A 15,366-nucleotide genomic window follows, 5' to 3' on the forward strand; every position below is an offset into this window, starting at 1 on the left:
GCTCCCACAAGGAGCATTGCTCAATCCCTTTTCATGATTCATCAAGGAATTCATTTCATGTCCTGGACTCCACCCGTTCACGCCTTGTTGTCGCCGATTACTGCTGACGATCAGTCGGAGATCGAACAGATTCAACTCAAACCGTTGTACTACGCCGCACAGAAAGAGGCCCTTGCCCGTGCTGGTGATGATGAGGACGATCAGTTCTTCGAGCTGGCGCTGCTGGCCACCGGTTTGTCGGTCAAGGAACTCGATCAACTCAAACGCCCGGACTACGTGAGCATCGCGCAGTACGTGCATGAGATGTCGACCTTGCCGACGTCGCATTTCCTTGAACAAGCGGACGAGAGTGAACAACCGTCGGCCGATCCCGACGAAGTGAGCTTGCTGCAACCGCTCACCGTGGCGGGTCGAGCCCTGACCACGCTGACCCTGGAAATGCCGGTGCTGCGTGCGACCAAGGCGATGAAAAAACTCAAGACCGCCAAGGAACGCGCCGAATTCATCACGGCCCATTGCACCGGCCTGATGCTGCCCGATCTGGCCAGTTTGACCGTGCCTGACTGGACACAATTGCAGGTGCGAATCGACGATTTTTTAAACAAACCGGCGGCCTTCTTTCGGAGCGCGACATCGAAGTAATCCTCGATGTGGTGCCGCTCATTTATCCGATAAGTGAAGCGGACATTCTGGAATGGGACGTCGGCAAGGCCTTGCGCCGCTACGACATTGCGATCAATCGCCTTGGCGTCAAACAGGAGTAGAGGGGGATGGCGGACGATAAATATTCGCTCAAGAACACAGCCATCAATGAAGACTGGCTGAAGTTTCGCGAGGTGGGCCTGAGCAGTGCCGTGTCATCGCTGGTGACGGGGGAGGGCACAGAGGATCTGGCGCCCGGTTTCAGCCAGGTGCTGGCCACACTGAGTCTCAAAATCAGTCTGCTGACCACGGCACTGGAATCGTTGAACCTGACGTTTTCCTCGCCGCGCTCGTTGATGCCGGCAACAGGTTCCAGCGCGAAGACTGCGTTGGCCAGCGGGCAAAACAATGTGGGCGAAGCGGGTGGTGCCATAGAGCGGCCATCGCTGCTCAAGTCGGTCGGCGTGAAGAGCACTGGTGAGGCTGATCGTTCACCCGAGCGTCGGCGCGAGACGGTGATGGAGTCAAACCAGAGCGTCGCCAGTGTCCCGCTGATGGCTGCCGCAATCTCTGCGTCGGCGTTCAGAACGCCGGCCATGATGGAGGCAGAGAAGCAGACCGGCTGGCGGATACCTTTGAGGCTCGACAGTCACGAGGTAATTGATCAGCCGCAGATCATCAATCGCCCTGGGAAAATACCCGGCGAGCAACAGTCGAACATCGACAGCGTTCGCGACAATCATTTACCCGTGGCCACCGGCAATACACCGCCCGTGGCGGCAGAAAGCACACCTGCCTCCCTCAGCCCTCGGCTCAGTGGTCTGAAGGACACTGCCACGGCAGTCTTTCCGTATTTGGTAGCCCTGTTCACACCCGTACTCGACGAGATGAAAAATCAGATGGCCAAGCGGCTTTTGGGAGCGGTATCTGCCCGGCTTCCAAAACAGTTCGGTCAGGTGTTTTCCGAAGATTTCAGAGAAAAGAATCGAGCGAACAAAGCGGAGAAAGCGGAGAAAGCGGACACAAGCGAGGCAGTCTCGCGTCCTGGACCTAGAGATGGCCCGACCGTGCGTGTCAGTCCACGAGGCTCGCGCGGAGCTTCACGTCTGATGGCGATGGGGGCCTCGATGCGCTCGCTGACCCGCCGCGCACCCGGGCCGCTGAAAGCCGTCGGTGCGGCGATGGACGTCGTCGGCGGCGTAATGACCGGCAATCGCCGCATGCTCGGTGCCGGTCTTGGTGCAGCAGGTGGCGGCTGGGCGGGTGCGACCGCCGGTTCTGCGGTGGGTGCCACGTTAGGCAGTGTTGTTCCAGTGATCGGCACCGCCATTGGCGGTGTTCTCGGTGGCCTGATTGGTGGCTGGCTGGGCAGTGAATCGGGTGCGGCACTGGGCGACAAGCTGGCCGCTCCGACAGCCGATCGTTTGGCCTCGCCAGAGCAGATCAACAAGGAACTGACCAGCGCGCCGACACAAAACCAGCAGATCAATTACTCACCGTCGATTCAGGTCACCTGCACCGGTGGGGAGAGCTCCGAGCACATCCGGACGATCGTGGCGCAGCAGCTGCAAACGCAGTTCCACGGCGAGTTTGTTCCACTGATGTCCACCAACGCCCTCGCCACCCGACGTGGTGCGGCCCTGACCGATGGAGGCAGGTAATGCGCCAGCAAATGATCCTGGGCAGTTTCATTTTCGGCCTGTCCCGCAACTTCGCCTACCACAACATCGTGCACACATCGGACGGTGGCTGGGTGGAACTGGACATTGTGACCGGCAAGCCGAAATCCAGTCAGACCGGGCAGAAAGCCCAAACGATGAAGATTACAGGGACGTCGATGTACGCGGTGGCCATGGAGCGGCTCGATGAACTGCGCACGTTGCAGGAACAGCGCAAGCCGGTGCCGTTGGTGGATGGCATCGGACGCAACTGGGGGCTTTGGCGAATCAACACGGTGACGGAAACCCAAAGCGTGATCATCGATGACGGCACGGCGATGGTCGTCGGTTGGGCAATAGACCTGTCGGAGTTCATCCATGCGTAGAGTTCGAAGTGTGGCCGGTGATTCGGTGAACCTGTTGCTGTACCGCGAACTGGGTCGCTGTGACGATGCCGTCGAAGAGGCACTGTGGCGGCTCAACCCCACGCTGGCAGAACAGGGGGCGGTATTACCTGCGGGTATCTGGGTAGTCCTGCCGGAAATTGACTCACAACCTGTGGTGACCACGCTGGTTACCGCGTGGGATTAAGGAGGTTCCATGACATTGGGTTTCACGCCAGAGGTAGAGATTTATGGGGCCAATAAGGACTTGATCAACAAGCGCCTGATCAGTTGGGAGCACATTGATGCCGCCGGTACCGAGTCCGATCAATTGACATTGACGCTCGATCTGGAAGGGCTTGAGGGGCTGCCGATCCTGGGCGGCAAGATTGGCCTGAAGGTCGGTTACGCGGAGTCCAGTCTGGTGGATAAGGGCCAGTTCACGGTGTCTCGCCTGACGCCGACGTTGTTCCCGCTGCGCTTGACGCTGGTGGCAACCGCAGCGCCGTTCAGTGCCGATGACAAGACCGGCTTCCTGCAGCGTCGATCGGCCAGTCATGGGCCGACCACCCTGGGTGCGTTGTTTCGCGAGATCGCTGAGCGGCACGGTTTTTCGCCACGGGTGGCACCCCAACTGGCACTGAAAAAAATCGACCACATCGATCAGTCCAACGAAAGTGACATGGCGTTTTTGACTCGCCTCGCCGGCATATACAAGGCCATCGCCAAACCGATAAATGAGCTGTATGTGCTGGCGCTCCCAAGTCAGACCAAGTCACTGTCGGGCAAGGTGTTGCCCCAGGTGAAACTGTCGGTGACCACCAACAATCGACCCGGCGATCGCGCCTTCATTTCCGCCACGCTCGATGACTCCGTCCGGGCGAAAAACCAGGGCTGCAAGACGAGTTGGTGGGACGCGGCAGCGGGGGTGGTGCGGGTGATTGAAACCGGTAGCGCGCCGTTCAAGGTCATCGGTCGGCTCTGCCAGAATGAAGCGGAGGCCAGGGATATCGGCGAGGGTGAAGTGCGCAAATTGCTGCGTGAAAAGCTCAAGGTGAAAATCAGTTGCCCGGGTAATCCGGCGCTGTCCGCCGAGGGTGTCTTGTTGCTCGACCAGTCCTGGCCGGATTTCCTGCGCGGGTACTGGTCGATCGAAAAGGTCATTGCCAGCGGTGACAAATATCAAAGCTATCGCTGCATGATCGAGGCGAAGTGTCCGGATGCCACGTAATAACGCAATCAAATGCACTGGCGCCGGTCTGGCGGATCAATGGCGAACGGAACATCACTCATGCCGCTTACTGTCCTGCAATTACAGCAAATACTTCCCAACGCCCGCAGCCAAGCGGGCGTTTTCATTTCTGCTCTCAATAGCGCCATGGATGGCCATGACATCAACACGCCCAAACGCAGCGCCGCTTTCCTTGCGCAAGTCGGTCACGAATCCGGGCAGTTGCACTACGTGCGCGAACTCGGCGGTGATCAGTATTTGAGCAAGTACGACACCGGCACCCTGGCCGCTCGTTTGGGCAATACACCCATGCCCGACGGTGATGGCCAAAGGTACCGAGGCCGTGGCCTGATCCAGATTACCGGCCGCCATAACTACCAGCAGTGCAGCCTCGGATTGTTCGGCGACGAGCGTCTGTTGCAGTTGCCGGAACTGTTGGAGCAACCGCAATGGGCCGCCGAATCCGCCGCCTGGTTCTGGCGGCAAAACGGCCTCAACGAGCTGGCTGATCGTGACCAGTTCAACAGCATCACCCGCCGGATCAACGGGGGGCTGAACGGGTTGCAGGATCGTTTGCAGCTCTGGGCGCGGGCGAGGGCGGTGTTATGCCAGCCTTCGGTTTGATCCCGGGGTCGTGGCGGGTGGTTGGCGTTGTTGTGTTGCTGGCTGTGTTGGCTGGTGGCTCGGCAACGCTGACCTGGCGATTTCAGGATGGGCGTTATGGGCGGCAACTGGCGGAACAGGCCAGGGCGCACGCCGAGATGCTCAACCAACTGACCCTGGCGGCCGCCACTCGACAACAGACCGAGCAGGATAAACGGCTGGCGCTGGAACAGCGGCTATCGGCCAGCGAACACACCCATTATCGAGCGCTGAGCGATGCCCAACGTGATCAAGGTCGCTTGCGCGATCGTCTTGCCACTGCTGATGTGCGGCTGTCAGTCCTCCTCGATGCCCATGACGCTGCCTCAGCCTGTGCAGTGCCAACCGCCGCCAGCACCGGCAGCGTGGATCATGGCGCCGTTCGAGCCCGACTTGACCCGGCGCATGCTCAACGAATTATCGCCATCACCGACGCCGGCGACCGTGCACTGATTGCGTTGCAGGCCTGTCAGGCCTATATCAGGGCGCTCGGTCGCTAACATTTTGATCGATCCTGTAACTTGCAAGCGTGATCCGCTCGTGTACGGTAGTCCCATTCCGCCCGCTCAGGAGATGACCGTGAAAGAAATCACCCAACTGGCCGCTGAACTGGGCAGACGCCTGCAGGTTCTCAATGCTCACGTCACCGCAGCCGAATCCTGTACCGGCGGCGGCATTTGCGAGGCGATCACCCGGATTCCGGGGAGTTCGGCGTGGTTCGAGGCCGGTTATGTGACGTATTCCAACCGGCAGAAGACCGAGCAATTGAATGTCCCGGTCGGGTTGTTTGCGACGGTGGGGGCGGTCAGTCGCGAAGTGGTCGAGGCCATGGTCCGTGGCGCGCAGGAAAAAAGCCGGGCGTATTTTGCCGTGGCGGTCAGCGGTGTGGCGGGGCCGGATGGCGGTTCGCCGAACAAGCCGGTCGGCACGGTCTGGCTGGCCTGGGGTGTGGGGGAGCGGGTGTTCAGCGAGGTGCAGCACTTCCCCGGCAACCGCGATGAGGTTCGCCGACAAACGGTGAAGGCCGCGCTAGAGGGGCTGCTGCGCCATGCCTCGGGAGAAATCTCAAATCAGGGGTAGGCGATCCTGAATCGCTGTGGAATAATACTGGCTACTTATACAGGTGTTGGCCGTCAGGCCTTATTGATTACGTGAGGACTTTAATGGACGACAACAAGAAGAAAGCCTTGGCTGCGGCCCTGGGTCAGATCGAACGTCAATTCGGCAAGGGTGCCGTAATGCGTATGGGCGATCAGGACCGTCAGGCGATCCCGGCTATTTCCACTGGCTCTCTGGGTCTGGACATCGCGCTCGGCATTGGCGGTCTGCCAAAAGGCCGTATCGTTGAAATCTACGGTCCTGAATCCTCCGGTAAAACTACGCTGACACTGTCGGTGATCGCTCAGGCTCAAAAAGCCGGCGCGACCTGCGCATTCGTCGACGCCGAACACGCCCTCGATCCTGAATACGCCGGCAAGCTTGGCGTCAACGTCGACGACCTGCTGGTTTCCCAGCCGGACACCGGTGAGCAGGCCCTGGAAATCACCGACATGCTGGTGCGTTCCAACGCGGTTGACGTGATCATCGTCGACTCCGTAGCCGCCCTGGTTCCAAAGGCTGAAATCGAAGGCGAAATGGGTGACATGCACGTGGGCCTGCAAGCCCGTCTGATGTCCCAGGCGCTGCGTAAAATCACCGGTAACATCAAGAACGCCAACTGCCTGGTGATCTTCATCAACCAGATCCGTATGAAAATCGGCGTGATGTTCGGCAGCCCGGAAACCACCACCGGTGGTAACGCGCTGAAGTTCTACGCTTCGGTTCGTCTGGACATCCGTCGTACTGGCGCGGTGAAAGAAGGTGATGAAGTCGTCGGTAGCGAAACCCGCGTCAAGGTTGTGAAGAACAAGGTTGCTTCGCCGTTCCGTCAGGCCGAGTTCCAGATTCTTTACGGCAAGGGCATCTACCTGAACGGTGAGATGATCGACCTGGGTGTTCTGCACGGTTTCGTCGAGAAGTCCGGTGCCTGGTATGCCTACGAAGGCACCAAGATCGGTCAGGGCAAGGCCAACTCGGCCAAGTTCCTGGCGGACAACCCGGAAATCGCGGCGAAACTTGAGAAGCAATTGCGTGACAAGTTGCTGTCTCCGTCATCGGTAGCGGAATCCAAAGCCTCTGCGGTCAAAGAGACTGAAGATGACCTGGCTGACGCTGATATCTGATTGATCCGATGACTGCCGTACTCGATACACTCGTCGCGGTGCGGCGAACCGCAATGGACCTGCTCGCGCGACGCGAGCACGGTCGAGTCGAGCTGACGCGTAAACTGCGTCAGCGCGGCGCTCTCCCTGAAATGATCGACACAGCACTCGACCGCTTGACGGAAGAGGGCCTGTTGTCCGAATCCCGTTACCTCGAAAGCTTCGTTTCCTACCGTTCCCGTTCCGGCTATGGCCCTTTGCGTATTCGCGAAGAGTTGAGCCAGCGTGGCCTGCAACGCAATGACATCGAACTCGCACTGCGTGAGAGCGGTATCAACTGGCAGGAACAACTGGAAGATACCTGGCGGCGCAAGTTTGCCGGGCATTTACCGATAGACGCACGGGAACGCGCCAAGCAAGGGCGGTTCCTGAGTTATCGGGGCTACTCCATGGAAATGATCAGCCGCTTGTTCAGCGGTCGAGGAATGGATGATTAAACAAAAACGGCCCGCTATTTCGATAGCGGGCCGTTTTTTTTTGCCTCACGTAACCTTTGACGGTTCCCGCGTGCGTTGTTGCGCCTGGGGTTTGGACTGCGCCCAGTTTTCCGGCAGGTTGATGTAGTCCACCAGTTCGCGCAGTCGTCCATGATCACGGGCGTTAAAGGTGAAGGCCAGGCGAGCGAGGTGGCTGAACTGCGGTTCGTCGTGCTCCTCGCCGCTGTAGGCATGCTGATGGAAGTGATCGCTCAGGCACAGGTCGGCGAACGCTTGTTGCATGTGTTCGAGCGCCGCGTCACTGAGCTTGTGGTTCATGCGGATCACGAATTGATGCTTGAGCCAGCGGCTGGAGTGGAAGTTGCTGTAGAACTGATTGATCTGCTCCACCGCTTCCTCGGCGCTGTAGACCAGGCTCACCAGCTTCATGTCGGTCGGCAGGATGTAGCGGTTCTCCTCCAGTTGATTGCGGATGAAGTCCAGTGCGCCTTGCCAGAACGTGCCACCTGGAGCGTCCAGCAACACCACCGGTACCAGCGGGCTTTTACCGGTTTGAATCAGTGTCAGCACTTCCAGCGCTTCATCAAGGGTGCCGAAACCGCCAGGGCACAAGACCAGCGCATCGGCTTCCTTGACGAAGAACAGCTTGCGGGTAAAGAAAAAGTGGAACGGCAGCAAGTTGGTGGTGCCGTTCACGGTGGGATTCGCATGCTGCTCGAAGGGCAGGGTGATGTTGAATCCCAGGCTGTGTTCAAGGCCGGCACCTTCGTGGGCGGCCGCCATGATGCCGCCGCCTGCGCCGGTGATCACCATCAGGTCGGAGCGTGCCAGTGCGGCGCCGAGTTCTCTGGCCAGGCCATACAACGGGTGTTCTATCGGTGTGCGGGCCGAGCCGAATACCGTGACTTTGCGCCGGCCCCGGAACTGTTCGAGCACACGGAAGGCGTGTTCGAGTTCGCGCAGGGCTTGCAGGGTGATCTTGGCATTCCAGCGGTTGTGATCGTCCTGGGCCATGCGCAGCACGGTCAGAATCATGTCGCGGTAGATCGGGATATTCGGGCTGTTGGGTGAAACCAGGTTGAGTTGCTCTTCGACCTTGCTGATGAGGTCGTGGCCGCTTTCTTCGAAATGACGGCTGAGGAGGTCATTCGGTTGGTAAGGCATCAACTTCTCCTTCCGTACAGGCTCTGTTGTTCCTTTGGATGAAAGAAACATTCGCATCGGAAAACGCAAACCAGGCAGCCCCTTTTCTGCCCTGAAAAGTGAACGGGAACACTATGAATCTAGACCCTCTAGATGGTTTTCGCTGACTTGATCATTGCGCTGCAAAGTCTTTCCTGGCAACCGCTTATTGACGATTTGCAAGGTGATTTCACCGCTCGTCTGAACCTGCGCCAAGTGTCCGGCACTCTGATTTACTAAATTACAGACGTGACACGACAGCTTTGCGTCAAAGGCAGGGCGCACGGTACAAGCGGTTCAAGGATTTTGTCGCTCAAGCAAGGGCGAAGTGCAAGGAGGCGGGATGCTATGGCCAGAGTCATTCTGGAGATCGATACGCAACTGTATCGATTATTGAAGTCATCGGCCGAGACCAATCATTTGAGTCTCGAAGAGGAGTGTTGCCGGCGTCTGGAGGGAGCCGAGCGGCGCTCGCGCTATTTACAGGCGTTGTTGGCCGAACTGCGCGCCGAGGATGAACAGCGGCGCGCCAATTCCCATTGATTACTTTTTCTTTGCCGGCGGCGTGGCTTTCGGGCAATCCGATTCCTCGAAGCTGGCGGAGCCGACCGCGCGATTGGTTTTCACCTCGGTAAAGTCGTAACGCATGATCGCGCCCTTCTTCATCAGCTTGCGGAACCCCTCGTTTCTGCAGACGGAGGCGCCAAGCTGGAAGTACACCGCTTTCGGATCTGCCCGCATCTTGTTGGCGTGGCTGCTTTGCACGCTCAAGTGGTTGATCAGAACATTGCCTTCGGCGGTGTAGCCCTGATCGAGAATGTCTTCGTTGATCGCCCGTGGCGTGCCGACGCTGCTTTGTGCGGCGACGTTTCGCAGCTCTCTGTTGAGATTCTGCTCACTCAAGGACGCAGCCTGAGCGCTGAAGGACGACGCCAGCAGGATGGCAGCGGTGGGAACGATAAGGCGCAGCATGAAACTCTCCTGGTTCGGTGACTGGTGGTTCGACCAGCCACAGGGCTGTGCGTTCATTGGCGGCGAATTATAGGGGAGCCCGTCTGGACGGTACAGGCTTGTGCCGGCCGCTCTGGTAAACTGCCGGCCTTTATCGCCCTGAGTGCCGTTCGTGTCGAGTTTTCCTGTCTGCCGGTGTTGCCCACGATGAACCACGCCCCCAACGCCGTAGCCCGCTTGCGCGACCAGCGCGAAGAGGAGGGCATCAAGCCGATTCAGGCCCGAGGCTGGAGGGCGACGCGTTGCCGTGCCTGCCGCGTGATCGAGAGCCATTGCCTGTGTGCCTGGCGTCCGCAGGTCGAGACCCGCTCGGGCGTGTGCCTGATCATGACCAACAAGGAAGTGTTCAAGCCGAGTAACACGGGGTGGCTGATCGCTGACGTAGTGCGCGACAACCATGCGTTCATCTGGTCGCGCACGGAAACCGACCCGCAGCTGCTGGCGTTGCTCGCCGACCCGCAATGGCAACCGTATCTGGTGTTTCCGGGCGAGTACGTCGCGCCTGAGCGCGTGACCAACACCGTCGAGGTGGATAGCAGCAAGCGACCGCTGTTCATTCTGCTGGACGCGACCTGGACCGAAGCCCGGAAGATTTTCCGCAAAAGCCCGTATTTTGAAACATTGCCGATCCTGAGCCTGCTGCCCGAGAAACTGTCGCGCTATCGTCTGCGCCGCTCGACCCGCAGCGAGCATTTGTGCACGGCGGAAGTGGCGGCGCTTTGCCTTGATCTGGCAGGCGATGTCGAAGCTGCATCGGCACTGGACGCTTATTTCGACGTGTTCAGCCAACATTACCTCGACGCCAAGCATCAGCTGGAAATGAACGTCGCAACACCGGCACATGCCGAGCTGATGCCTTTCGTACCGAAAACGGCCGTCGTCACGGCCTGATTGTCGCCCATACTGCAAAGAACTGTAGCGGCCAGGCACCTTGACCACCCCGGTTTCGCTGGGCATGCTTGGCGCCGATTGGGGCGCGGCTGTAGTTTCAGACGCCGTATTCTTTACGTGATTGCCACGTCGTTGGCGTTGAACGTGCCCTGTTGGTGCAGCTCCGTGGCTGCGCCTTGAGCTGTTAGAAGAACAGGATCATTTGAAAAATGGCCACATACGAAATCCTGATTGCCGATGACCACCCACTCTTTCGTAGCGCCTTGCATCAAGCGTTGACCCTGGGCCTTGGCCCGGAAGTCCGTCTGGTGGAAGTGGCGAGCATCGCCGAGCTGGAAACCCGCCTCGACGAAAAATCCGACTGGGACCTGGTGTTACTGGACCTGAACATGCCGGGTGCCTACGGTTTTTCCGGGCTGGTGCTGCTGCGTGGTCAGTACCCGCAAATTCCGGTGGTGATGGTGTCGGCCCAGGAAGAAGCCTCGATCATGGTCAAGTCCCGTGAGTTCGGTGCCAGCGGCTTCATTCCTAAATCGAGTGACCTGAGCGTGATCCAGAAAGCCGTGCGTTCGGTACTGGATGGCGATGTGTTCTGGCCGCCTCAGGCGTTCGAGGCGGTCAGCGTTTCCGATGAAGCCAAGGCCGCCAGTGAAGGCCTCGCCAGCCTGACACCGCAGCAGTTCCGGGTGCTGACCATGGTCTGCGAAGGGTTGCTGAATAAGCAAATTGCCTACGAACTGAGCGTGTCCGAAGCGACGATCAAAGCCCACGTCACGGCGATTTTCCGTAAGCTGAATGTACGGACCCGAACCCAGGCGGCGTTGCTCCTGCAACAACTTGAGTCAATTTCAAGCCACTGAAGGTTGGCGTCTTCACGCTTTTTTGACTTTGGTTGATCTAGCTTTCCCACTCCTTTTTGGTCAGTTGCCACGCTTATGTCCCCTTTCAAAGGCCAGACCGGCCTGAAACGCATCCTCAACGCCTCCGGTTACTCGCTGGACGGCCTGCGCGCAGCCTTCACCGGCGAAGCGGCCTTTCGGCAACTGGTGTTGCTCAATGTCATCCTGATTCCGATTTCGTTCTTTTTGAACGTCAGCCGCGTCGAGCAGGCGCTGTTGATAGCCGTCTGCTTGTTGGCGTTGATCGTCGAGTTGCTCAATTCAGCGGTGGAAGCGGCCATCGACCGCATCTCCCTGGAACTGCACCCACTGTCCAAGAACGCCAAGGACATGGGCAGCGCCGCGCAGCTGGTGGCGTTGACCATGATCGCGCTGGTGTGGGCGGTGATCCTGCTTTAAGCGATGGTGGGCAGCACGATCTCGTCGCTGCGCTGAACCCCGGCGGTGAAAGCGCGGCACAGGTCGAGGAATTCGCGCATCGCCGGAGTCTGAAATTTCTGTTTGTGCCAGATGAAATAGAACTGCCGCGCCAGATCGAGATCCGGCGTCTCTACCGGCACCAGGCTGCCGCGGCGAAACGCGTCGCGCAGTGCCAGCCGTGAAATGCAGCCAATCCCCAATCCTGATTCCACCGCGCGCTTGATCGCTTCGGTGTGTTCCAGCTCCAGGCGGATATTCAACGCGCTGCGATGATGACGCATGGCCTGGTCAAAGGTCAGGCGCGTGCCCGAGCCTTGCTCACGCAGAATCCACGCCTCGTGGCTCAGTTCTTCCATGGTCGCCGTGCCGCGCAGGGCCAGCGGATGCTGTGGCGCGCAGAACACCACCAGCTCATCCTCGACCCAACTCTGCACTTCGATGTCCGGATGGCTGCAGTCGCCTTCGATTAGACCCAGATCAATTTCATAATGCGCAACTTGTTGCACGATGTTGGCAGTGTTTTGCACGTGCAGCTTCACCTGGCTTTCCGGGTGGCGCTGCATGAAGCTGCCGATCAGCAGCGTGGCCAGGTAGTTGCCGATCGTGAGGGTCGCGCCGACCGCCAGCGAGCCGAAACCGGATTTGCCGTTGAGCAGGTCTTCGATTTCCTTGGCCTGGTCGAGCAACGCCACCGCTTGCGGCAACAATTGCTTGCCGAGGGCGTTGAGGCTCAGCCGTTTACCGGCGCGGTCGAACAGCTGGCAGCTGGACTGGCGCTCCAGTTCGGTGATCGAGGTGCTTGCCGCCGATTGCGACAGGTTGAGCAGGCCCGCAGCACGGGATACGCTTTCCTGCTGGGCGACGGCGACGAAGACTTGAAGTTGACGGAGAGTAAATCGCATATCGATATAACCGATAACCCTTATCTTAATAATCCATTTAACAGATATTGTCGCTGCCATTAGAATGCGATGCAATTGCGCAGACCACAGGCGCAGGCAAAATCTCCAGGAGTCCCACGTACATGAGCAACATGAACCACGAGCGTGTCCTCAGTGTTCACCACTGGAACGACACTCTGTTCAGCTTCAAGTGCACCCGCGATCCGGGCCTGCGCTTCGAGAACGGTCAGTTCGTGATGATCGGCCTGCAACAGCCCAACGGCCGGCCTCTCATGCGCGCTTACTCGATTGCCAGCCCGAACTGGGAAGAGCATCTCGAGTTCTTCAGCATCAAGGTGCCTGATGGCCCGCTGACTTCCCAGTTGCAGCACCTGAAGGAAGGCGACGAGATCATCATCAGCAAGAAGCCTACCGGCACGCTGGTACTGGACGACTTGAAGCCTGGCAAACATTTGTACCTGCTCAGCACCGGTACCGGTCTGGCGCCGTTCATGAGCGTCATCCAGGACCCGGAAACCTACGAGCGTTTCGAAAAAGTGATCCTGTGCCACGGCGTACGTTACGTCAACGAAGTCGCCTACCGCGAATTCATCACCGAGCACCTGCCGCAGAACGAATTCTTCGGCGAGGCCCTGCGTGACAAGTTGATCTACTACCCGACCGTGACCCGCGAGCCGTTCGAGAACGAAGGCCGCCTGACCGACCTGATGCGCAGCGGCAAGCTGTTCAGCGACATCGGTCTGCCACCGATCAACCCGCAGGACGACCGCGCCATGCTGTGCGGCAGCCCGAGCATGCTCGACGAAACCAGCGAAGTGCTGAACAGCTTCGGCCTGAAAGTTTCGCCGCGGATGCGCGAGCCGGGTGATTACCTGATCGAGCGTGCGTTCGTCGAGAAATAAGAATACCGCTCAACCGCTCTGCTCTACCTGTGGGAGCGAGCCTGCTCGCGATTGGGGAGTGTCAGTCGACATCAATGTTGACTGTCACACCGCCATCGCGAGCAGGCTCGCTCCCACAGTTGTTTTTGGTGTTCAGACCTTCGCCGAAATGACTTCGAGAACGCGGATCATGCCTGCTTCGGGATAGTGCCAGCGCACATCCACATCCCAGAATTGCGCGCCATATTCCCGCTCAGGCGCGGGCGTCTGATAAGCCGGCCGCGGATCTTGCGCCAAACACTGTTCAACCAGCTCTACCAAAGGCTCTTCAAGACGCTGAGCGTGCCCATGCGCCTGTTGCAACGCCGAGTCCGTCCACTGCACGGGAATCAGCTGCGGCGCAGCGCTGGCGATGCTATTGGACGCCGTGTCGATGATGTCGGCATAAGGCACGTAAGGTTTGATGTCGAGAATCGGTGTGCCATCCAGCAAGTCGATGCCGGATATCCACAGGCGATTGGCCTCGACCTTGTCCAGCTTCACCACGGATTGGCCGATGCCGTTGGGCCGGTGCGTCGCGCGGGTGGCGAACACGCCCATGGATTTGTTGCCGCCGAGGCGAGGCGGGCGGACTTTCAGGCGTGGTTTTTCTTCCAGGGCCTGATGGAACAGGAACAGCAGCCAGACGTGGCTGACCTGCTCCAGACCCTGCACTGCGTCGCCCTGATCGAACGGCGCCACCAGTTCCAGCACGCCGCGAGCGGCGGGTGCCAGTTGCGGCTGGCGCGGGATGGCGAACTTCTCCTTGAAACAGGAGCGCACGAAGCCGATGGGGGAAACGCTGTAGGTCATTGGTTTAGGGTCGAAGCAGGATTGAGGCGGGCATGATACCCCGACGGGCCTCAAGACTGGTGGTGGCTGAGCGGGCCTATTCGCGGGCAAGTCGGACTGCCGCACCACTCGCTCCTAAAGGGTTCTCGAGCGAACACAGAGTTTGTGTACGCCAAAGAACCTGTAGGAGCGAGTGGTGCGGCAGTCCGACTTGCCCGCGAAGGCCGCACCACCGATCTAGAGACTGAAGCCACCATCAAGAGGAATGATATTCCCGGTCATATACGCCCCGGCCGTACTCGCCAGGCTGATCGCCAACGCCGCCATCTCTTCCTCCCGGCCCCAGCGCTTCATCGGAATCAACGCCGTATCCTCCGCCAACGCCTGCTCATCGTTCCCGATGTGCTGGGTCATCTTGCTCGGAAAGCGCCCCGGCGCGATCACATTGACGTTGATGTGCTGGCTCACCAGTTCCCGCGCCAGAATCCGCGACAGTTGATGCAGGGCAGCCTTGCTCGGCCCGTAGGCATAAGCCTGCTCGCCGAAGGAAGAAATCCCCGCCACCGAGCCGATGTTGATGATCCGCGCCGGATTGGCTTCTGACCCGGCCTTGCGCAGCAGCGGCAAGAACTGCTGGATGCAGTTGAACACGGACGTCACGTTGAGCTGCATGACCTTTTCCCAGCCCTTGACCGGATAGCTCTCCAACGGCGCGCCCCACGTGGTGCCGGCGTTGTTCACCAGGATATCCAGATGGGTGATCTGCTCGGCCAACCCCGTGACCAGTTGCAGTACACCTTCTTCAGTGGCCAGGTTGGCGGCCACCGCGTGGCACGTTCCGAAGGCGCTCAACTCGTCAGCCGTTTGCTGACACGCTTCGGCATCGCGCGCGCAGACGTACACGGTGGCGCCGGCCTCGATATAGGCCTTGGCGATCATTTTGCCGATACCACGGGTGCCGCCGGTCACCAGAGCGGTGCGGCCTTGCAGGGAAAAGTACGGGTGCATGGCGAATCCTGAGAGCTGAGGGTGCATACACCCTAGTCGTCAGCCGCTGGAAGCGGAGCCACTATTTTTGTGCGGAATGGGGATTCA

The 15,366-nt window shown here is 59.3% G+C and carries 21 protein-coding genes; 16 read left to right on the forward strand and 5 right to left on the reverse strand.

What is annotated here, in order from left to right; genetic code table 11:
* Positions 1-57 precede the first annotated feature (57 nt).
* From K5R88_RS27410 to recX, 10 genes are all read left to right on the forward strand, one after another.
* A complete protein-coding gene (locus K5R88_RS27410; RefSeq protein WP_223453215.1) occupies positions 58-642 on the forward strand; it encodes a phage tail assembly protein in 585 nt (194 codons plus the stop codon).
* Between the two features lie 128 nt (positions 643-770).
* A complete protein-coding gene (locus K5R88_RS27415) occupies positions 771-2,303 on the forward strand; it encodes a hypothetical protein (protein ID WP_226298720.1) in 1,533 nt (510 codons plus the stop codon).
* Positions 2,303-2,686, forward strand: a complete 384-nt coding sequence (locus K5R88_RS27420) for a phage tail protein (RefSeq protein ID WP_207285798.1) — start codon at positions 2,303-2,305, stop codon at positions 2,684-2,686. The genes K5R88_RS27415 and K5R88_RS27420 overlap by 1 nt, the downstream gene beginning before the upstream one ends.
* Entirely contained in the window at positions 2,679-2,891 is a 213-nt protein-coding gene (locus tag K5R88_RS27425; RefSeq protein ID WP_207285797.1) for a tail protein X, read from the forward strand. The genes K5R88_RS27420 and K5R88_RS27425 overlap by 8 nt, the downstream gene beginning before the upstream one ends.
* Positions 2,892-2,900: 9 nt before the next feature.
* Positions 2,901-3,914: a phage late control D family protein gene (locus tag K5R88_RS27430; protein ID WP_226298721.1), complete on the forward strand. Its 1,014-nt coding sequence runs from the start codon at positions 2,901-2,903 to the stop codon at positions 3,912-3,914.
* Positions 3,915-3,974: 60 nt separating this feature from the next.
* Positions 3,975-4,538, forward strand: coding sequence for a glycoside hydrolase family 19 protein (locus tag K5R88_RS27435; protein WP_008039295.1), 564 nt, complete (start codon positions 3,975-3,977; stop codon positions 4,536-4,538).
* Positions 4,520-5,056 carry a lysis system i-spanin subunit Rz gene (locus K5R88_RS27440; protein ID WP_226298722.1) on the forward strand — a complete coding sequence of 179 codons (537 nt, stop codon included), beginning with the start codon at positions 4,520-4,522 and terminating at the stop codon, positions 5,054-5,056. The genes K5R88_RS27435 and K5R88_RS27440 overlap by 19 nt, the downstream gene beginning before the upstream one ends.
* A 79-nt stretch (positions 5,057-5,135) precedes the next feature.
* Entirely contained in the window at positions 5,136-5,636 is a 501-nt protein-coding gene (locus tag K5R88_RS27445; RefSeq protein WP_192228516.1) for a CinA family protein, read from the forward strand.
* A gap of 83 nt (positions 5,637-5,719) precedes the next feature.
* On the forward strand, positions 5,720-6,778 hold the full coding sequence (recA, locus tag K5R88_RS27450; RefSeq protein ID WP_008030012.1) for a recombinase RecA: 1,059 nt from the start codon (positions 5,720-5,722) through the stop codon (positions 6,776-6,778).
* An 8-nt stretch (positions 6,779-6,786) separates the two neighbouring features.
* Complete coding sequence (gene recX / locus K5R88_RS27455) at positions 6,787-7,254, forward strand: recombination regulator RecX (RefSeq protein ID WP_223553049.1); 468 nt, start codon at positions 6,787-6,789, stop codon at positions 7,252-7,254.
* 45 nt (positions 7,255-7,299) lie between these two features.
* Here the strand turns inward: recX and K5R88_RS27460 are convergent, their stop codons facing one another.
* The gene (locus K5R88_RS27460; RefSeq protein ID WP_008030016.1) at positions 7,300-8,418 is read right to left on the reverse strand and encodes a TIGR00730 family Rossman fold protein; all 1,119 of its coding nucleotides are present in this window, start codon (positions 8,416-8,418) and stop codon (positions 7,300-7,302) included.
* A 132-nt stretch (positions 8,419-8,550) separates the two neighbouring features.
* Between K5R88_RS27460 and K5R88_RS30745 the strand changes: the two genes are divergently transcribed.
* Together K5R88_RS30745 and K5R88_RS27465 are read left to right on the forward strand one after the other, a co-directional pair.
* A complete protein-coding gene (locus K5R88_RS30745) occupies positions 8,551-8,676 on the forward strand; it encodes a hypothetical protein (RefSeq protein WP_259331695.1) in 126 nt (41 codons plus the stop codon).
* Between the two features lie 108 nt (positions 8,677-8,784).
* Complete coding sequence (locus K5R88_RS27465; protein ID WP_008030018.1) at positions 8,785-8,979, forward strand: hypothetical protein; 195 nt, start codon at positions 8,785-8,787, stop codon at positions 8,977-8,979.
* Here the strand turns inward: K5R88_RS27465 and K5R88_RS27470 are convergent, their stop codons facing one another.
* Positions 8,980-9,408 carry a PA3611 family quorum-sensing-regulated virulence factor gene (locus K5R88_RS27470; protein ID WP_008030019.1) on the reverse strand — a complete coding sequence of 143 codons (429 nt, stop codon included), beginning with the start codon at positions 9,406-9,408 and terminating at the stop codon, positions 8,980-8,982. It abuts the gene before it with no gap.
* Between the two features lie 186 nt (positions 9,409-9,594).
* Between K5R88_RS27470 and K5R88_RS27475 the strand changes: the two genes are divergently transcribed.
* The 3 genes from K5R88_RS27475 to K5R88_RS27485 all read left to right on the forward strand — a co-directional run bounded on the left by K5R88_RS27475 (position 9,595) and on the right by K5R88_RS27485 (position 11,636).
* On the forward strand, positions 9,595-10,338 hold the full coding sequence (locus K5R88_RS27475) for a tRNA-uridine aminocarboxypropyltransferase (protein WP_226298723.1): 744 nt from the start codon (positions 9,595-9,597) through the stop codon (positions 10,336-10,338).
* Between the two features lie 209 nt (positions 10,339-10,547).
* Positions 10,548-11,198 (forward strand): response regulator transcription factor ErdR, encoded by a 651-nt coding sequence (gene erdR / locus K5R88_RS27480; RefSeq protein ID WP_192228519.1) that lies wholly within the window; start codon positions 10,548-10,550, stop codon positions 11,196-11,198.
* 75 nt (positions 11,199-11,273) lie between these two features.
* On the forward strand, positions 11,274-11,636 hold the full coding sequence (locus K5R88_RS27485; protein ID WP_008030027.1) for a diacylglycerol kinase: 363 nt from the start codon (positions 11,274-11,276) through the stop codon (positions 11,634-11,636).
* Here K5R88_RS27485 and K5R88_RS27490 read toward each other — a convergent pair.
* The gene (locus K5R88_RS27490) at positions 11,633-12,559 is read right to left on the reverse strand and encodes a LysR family transcriptional regulator (protein WP_008030029.1); all 927 of its coding nucleotides are present in this window, start codon (positions 12,557-12,559) and stop codon (positions 11,633-11,635) included. The genes K5R88_RS27485 and K5R88_RS27490 overlap by 4 nt on opposite strands.
* 122 nt (positions 12,560-12,681) lie before the next feature.
* Here K5R88_RS27490 and fpr point away from each other — a divergent pair, with 122 nt between their 5' ends.
* Positions 12,682-13,461: a ferredoxin-NADP reductase gene (gene fpr / locus K5R88_RS27495; RefSeq protein WP_003443014.1), complete on the forward strand. Its 780-nt coding sequence runs from the start codon at positions 12,682-12,684 to the stop codon at positions 13,459-13,461.
* Between the two features lie 132 nt (positions 13,462-13,593).
* Here the strand turns inward: fpr and tsaA are convergent, their stop codons facing one another.
* On the reverse strand, positions 13,594-14,292 hold the full coding sequence (tsaA, locus tag K5R88_RS27500) for a tRNA (N6-threonylcarbamoyladenosine(37)-N6)-methyltransferase TrmO (protein ID WP_223453222.1): 699 nt from the start codon (positions 14,290-14,292) through the stop codon (positions 13,594-13,596).
* A gap of 216 nt (positions 14,293-14,508) precedes the next feature.
* On the reverse strand, positions 14,509-15,279 hold the full coding sequence (locus K5R88_RS27505; RefSeq protein ID WP_226298724.1) for an SDR family oxidoreductase: 771 nt from the start codon (positions 15,277-15,279) through the stop codon (positions 14,509-14,511).
* Positions 15,280-15,366 lie beyond the last annotated feature (87 nt).

The sequence above is a fragment of the Pseudomonas sp. MM213 genome (genome assembly GCF_020423045.1).
Lineage (GTDB): Bacteria > Pseudomonadota > Gammaproteobacteria > Pseudomonadales > Pseudomonadaceae > Aquipseudomonas > Aquipseudomonas migulae.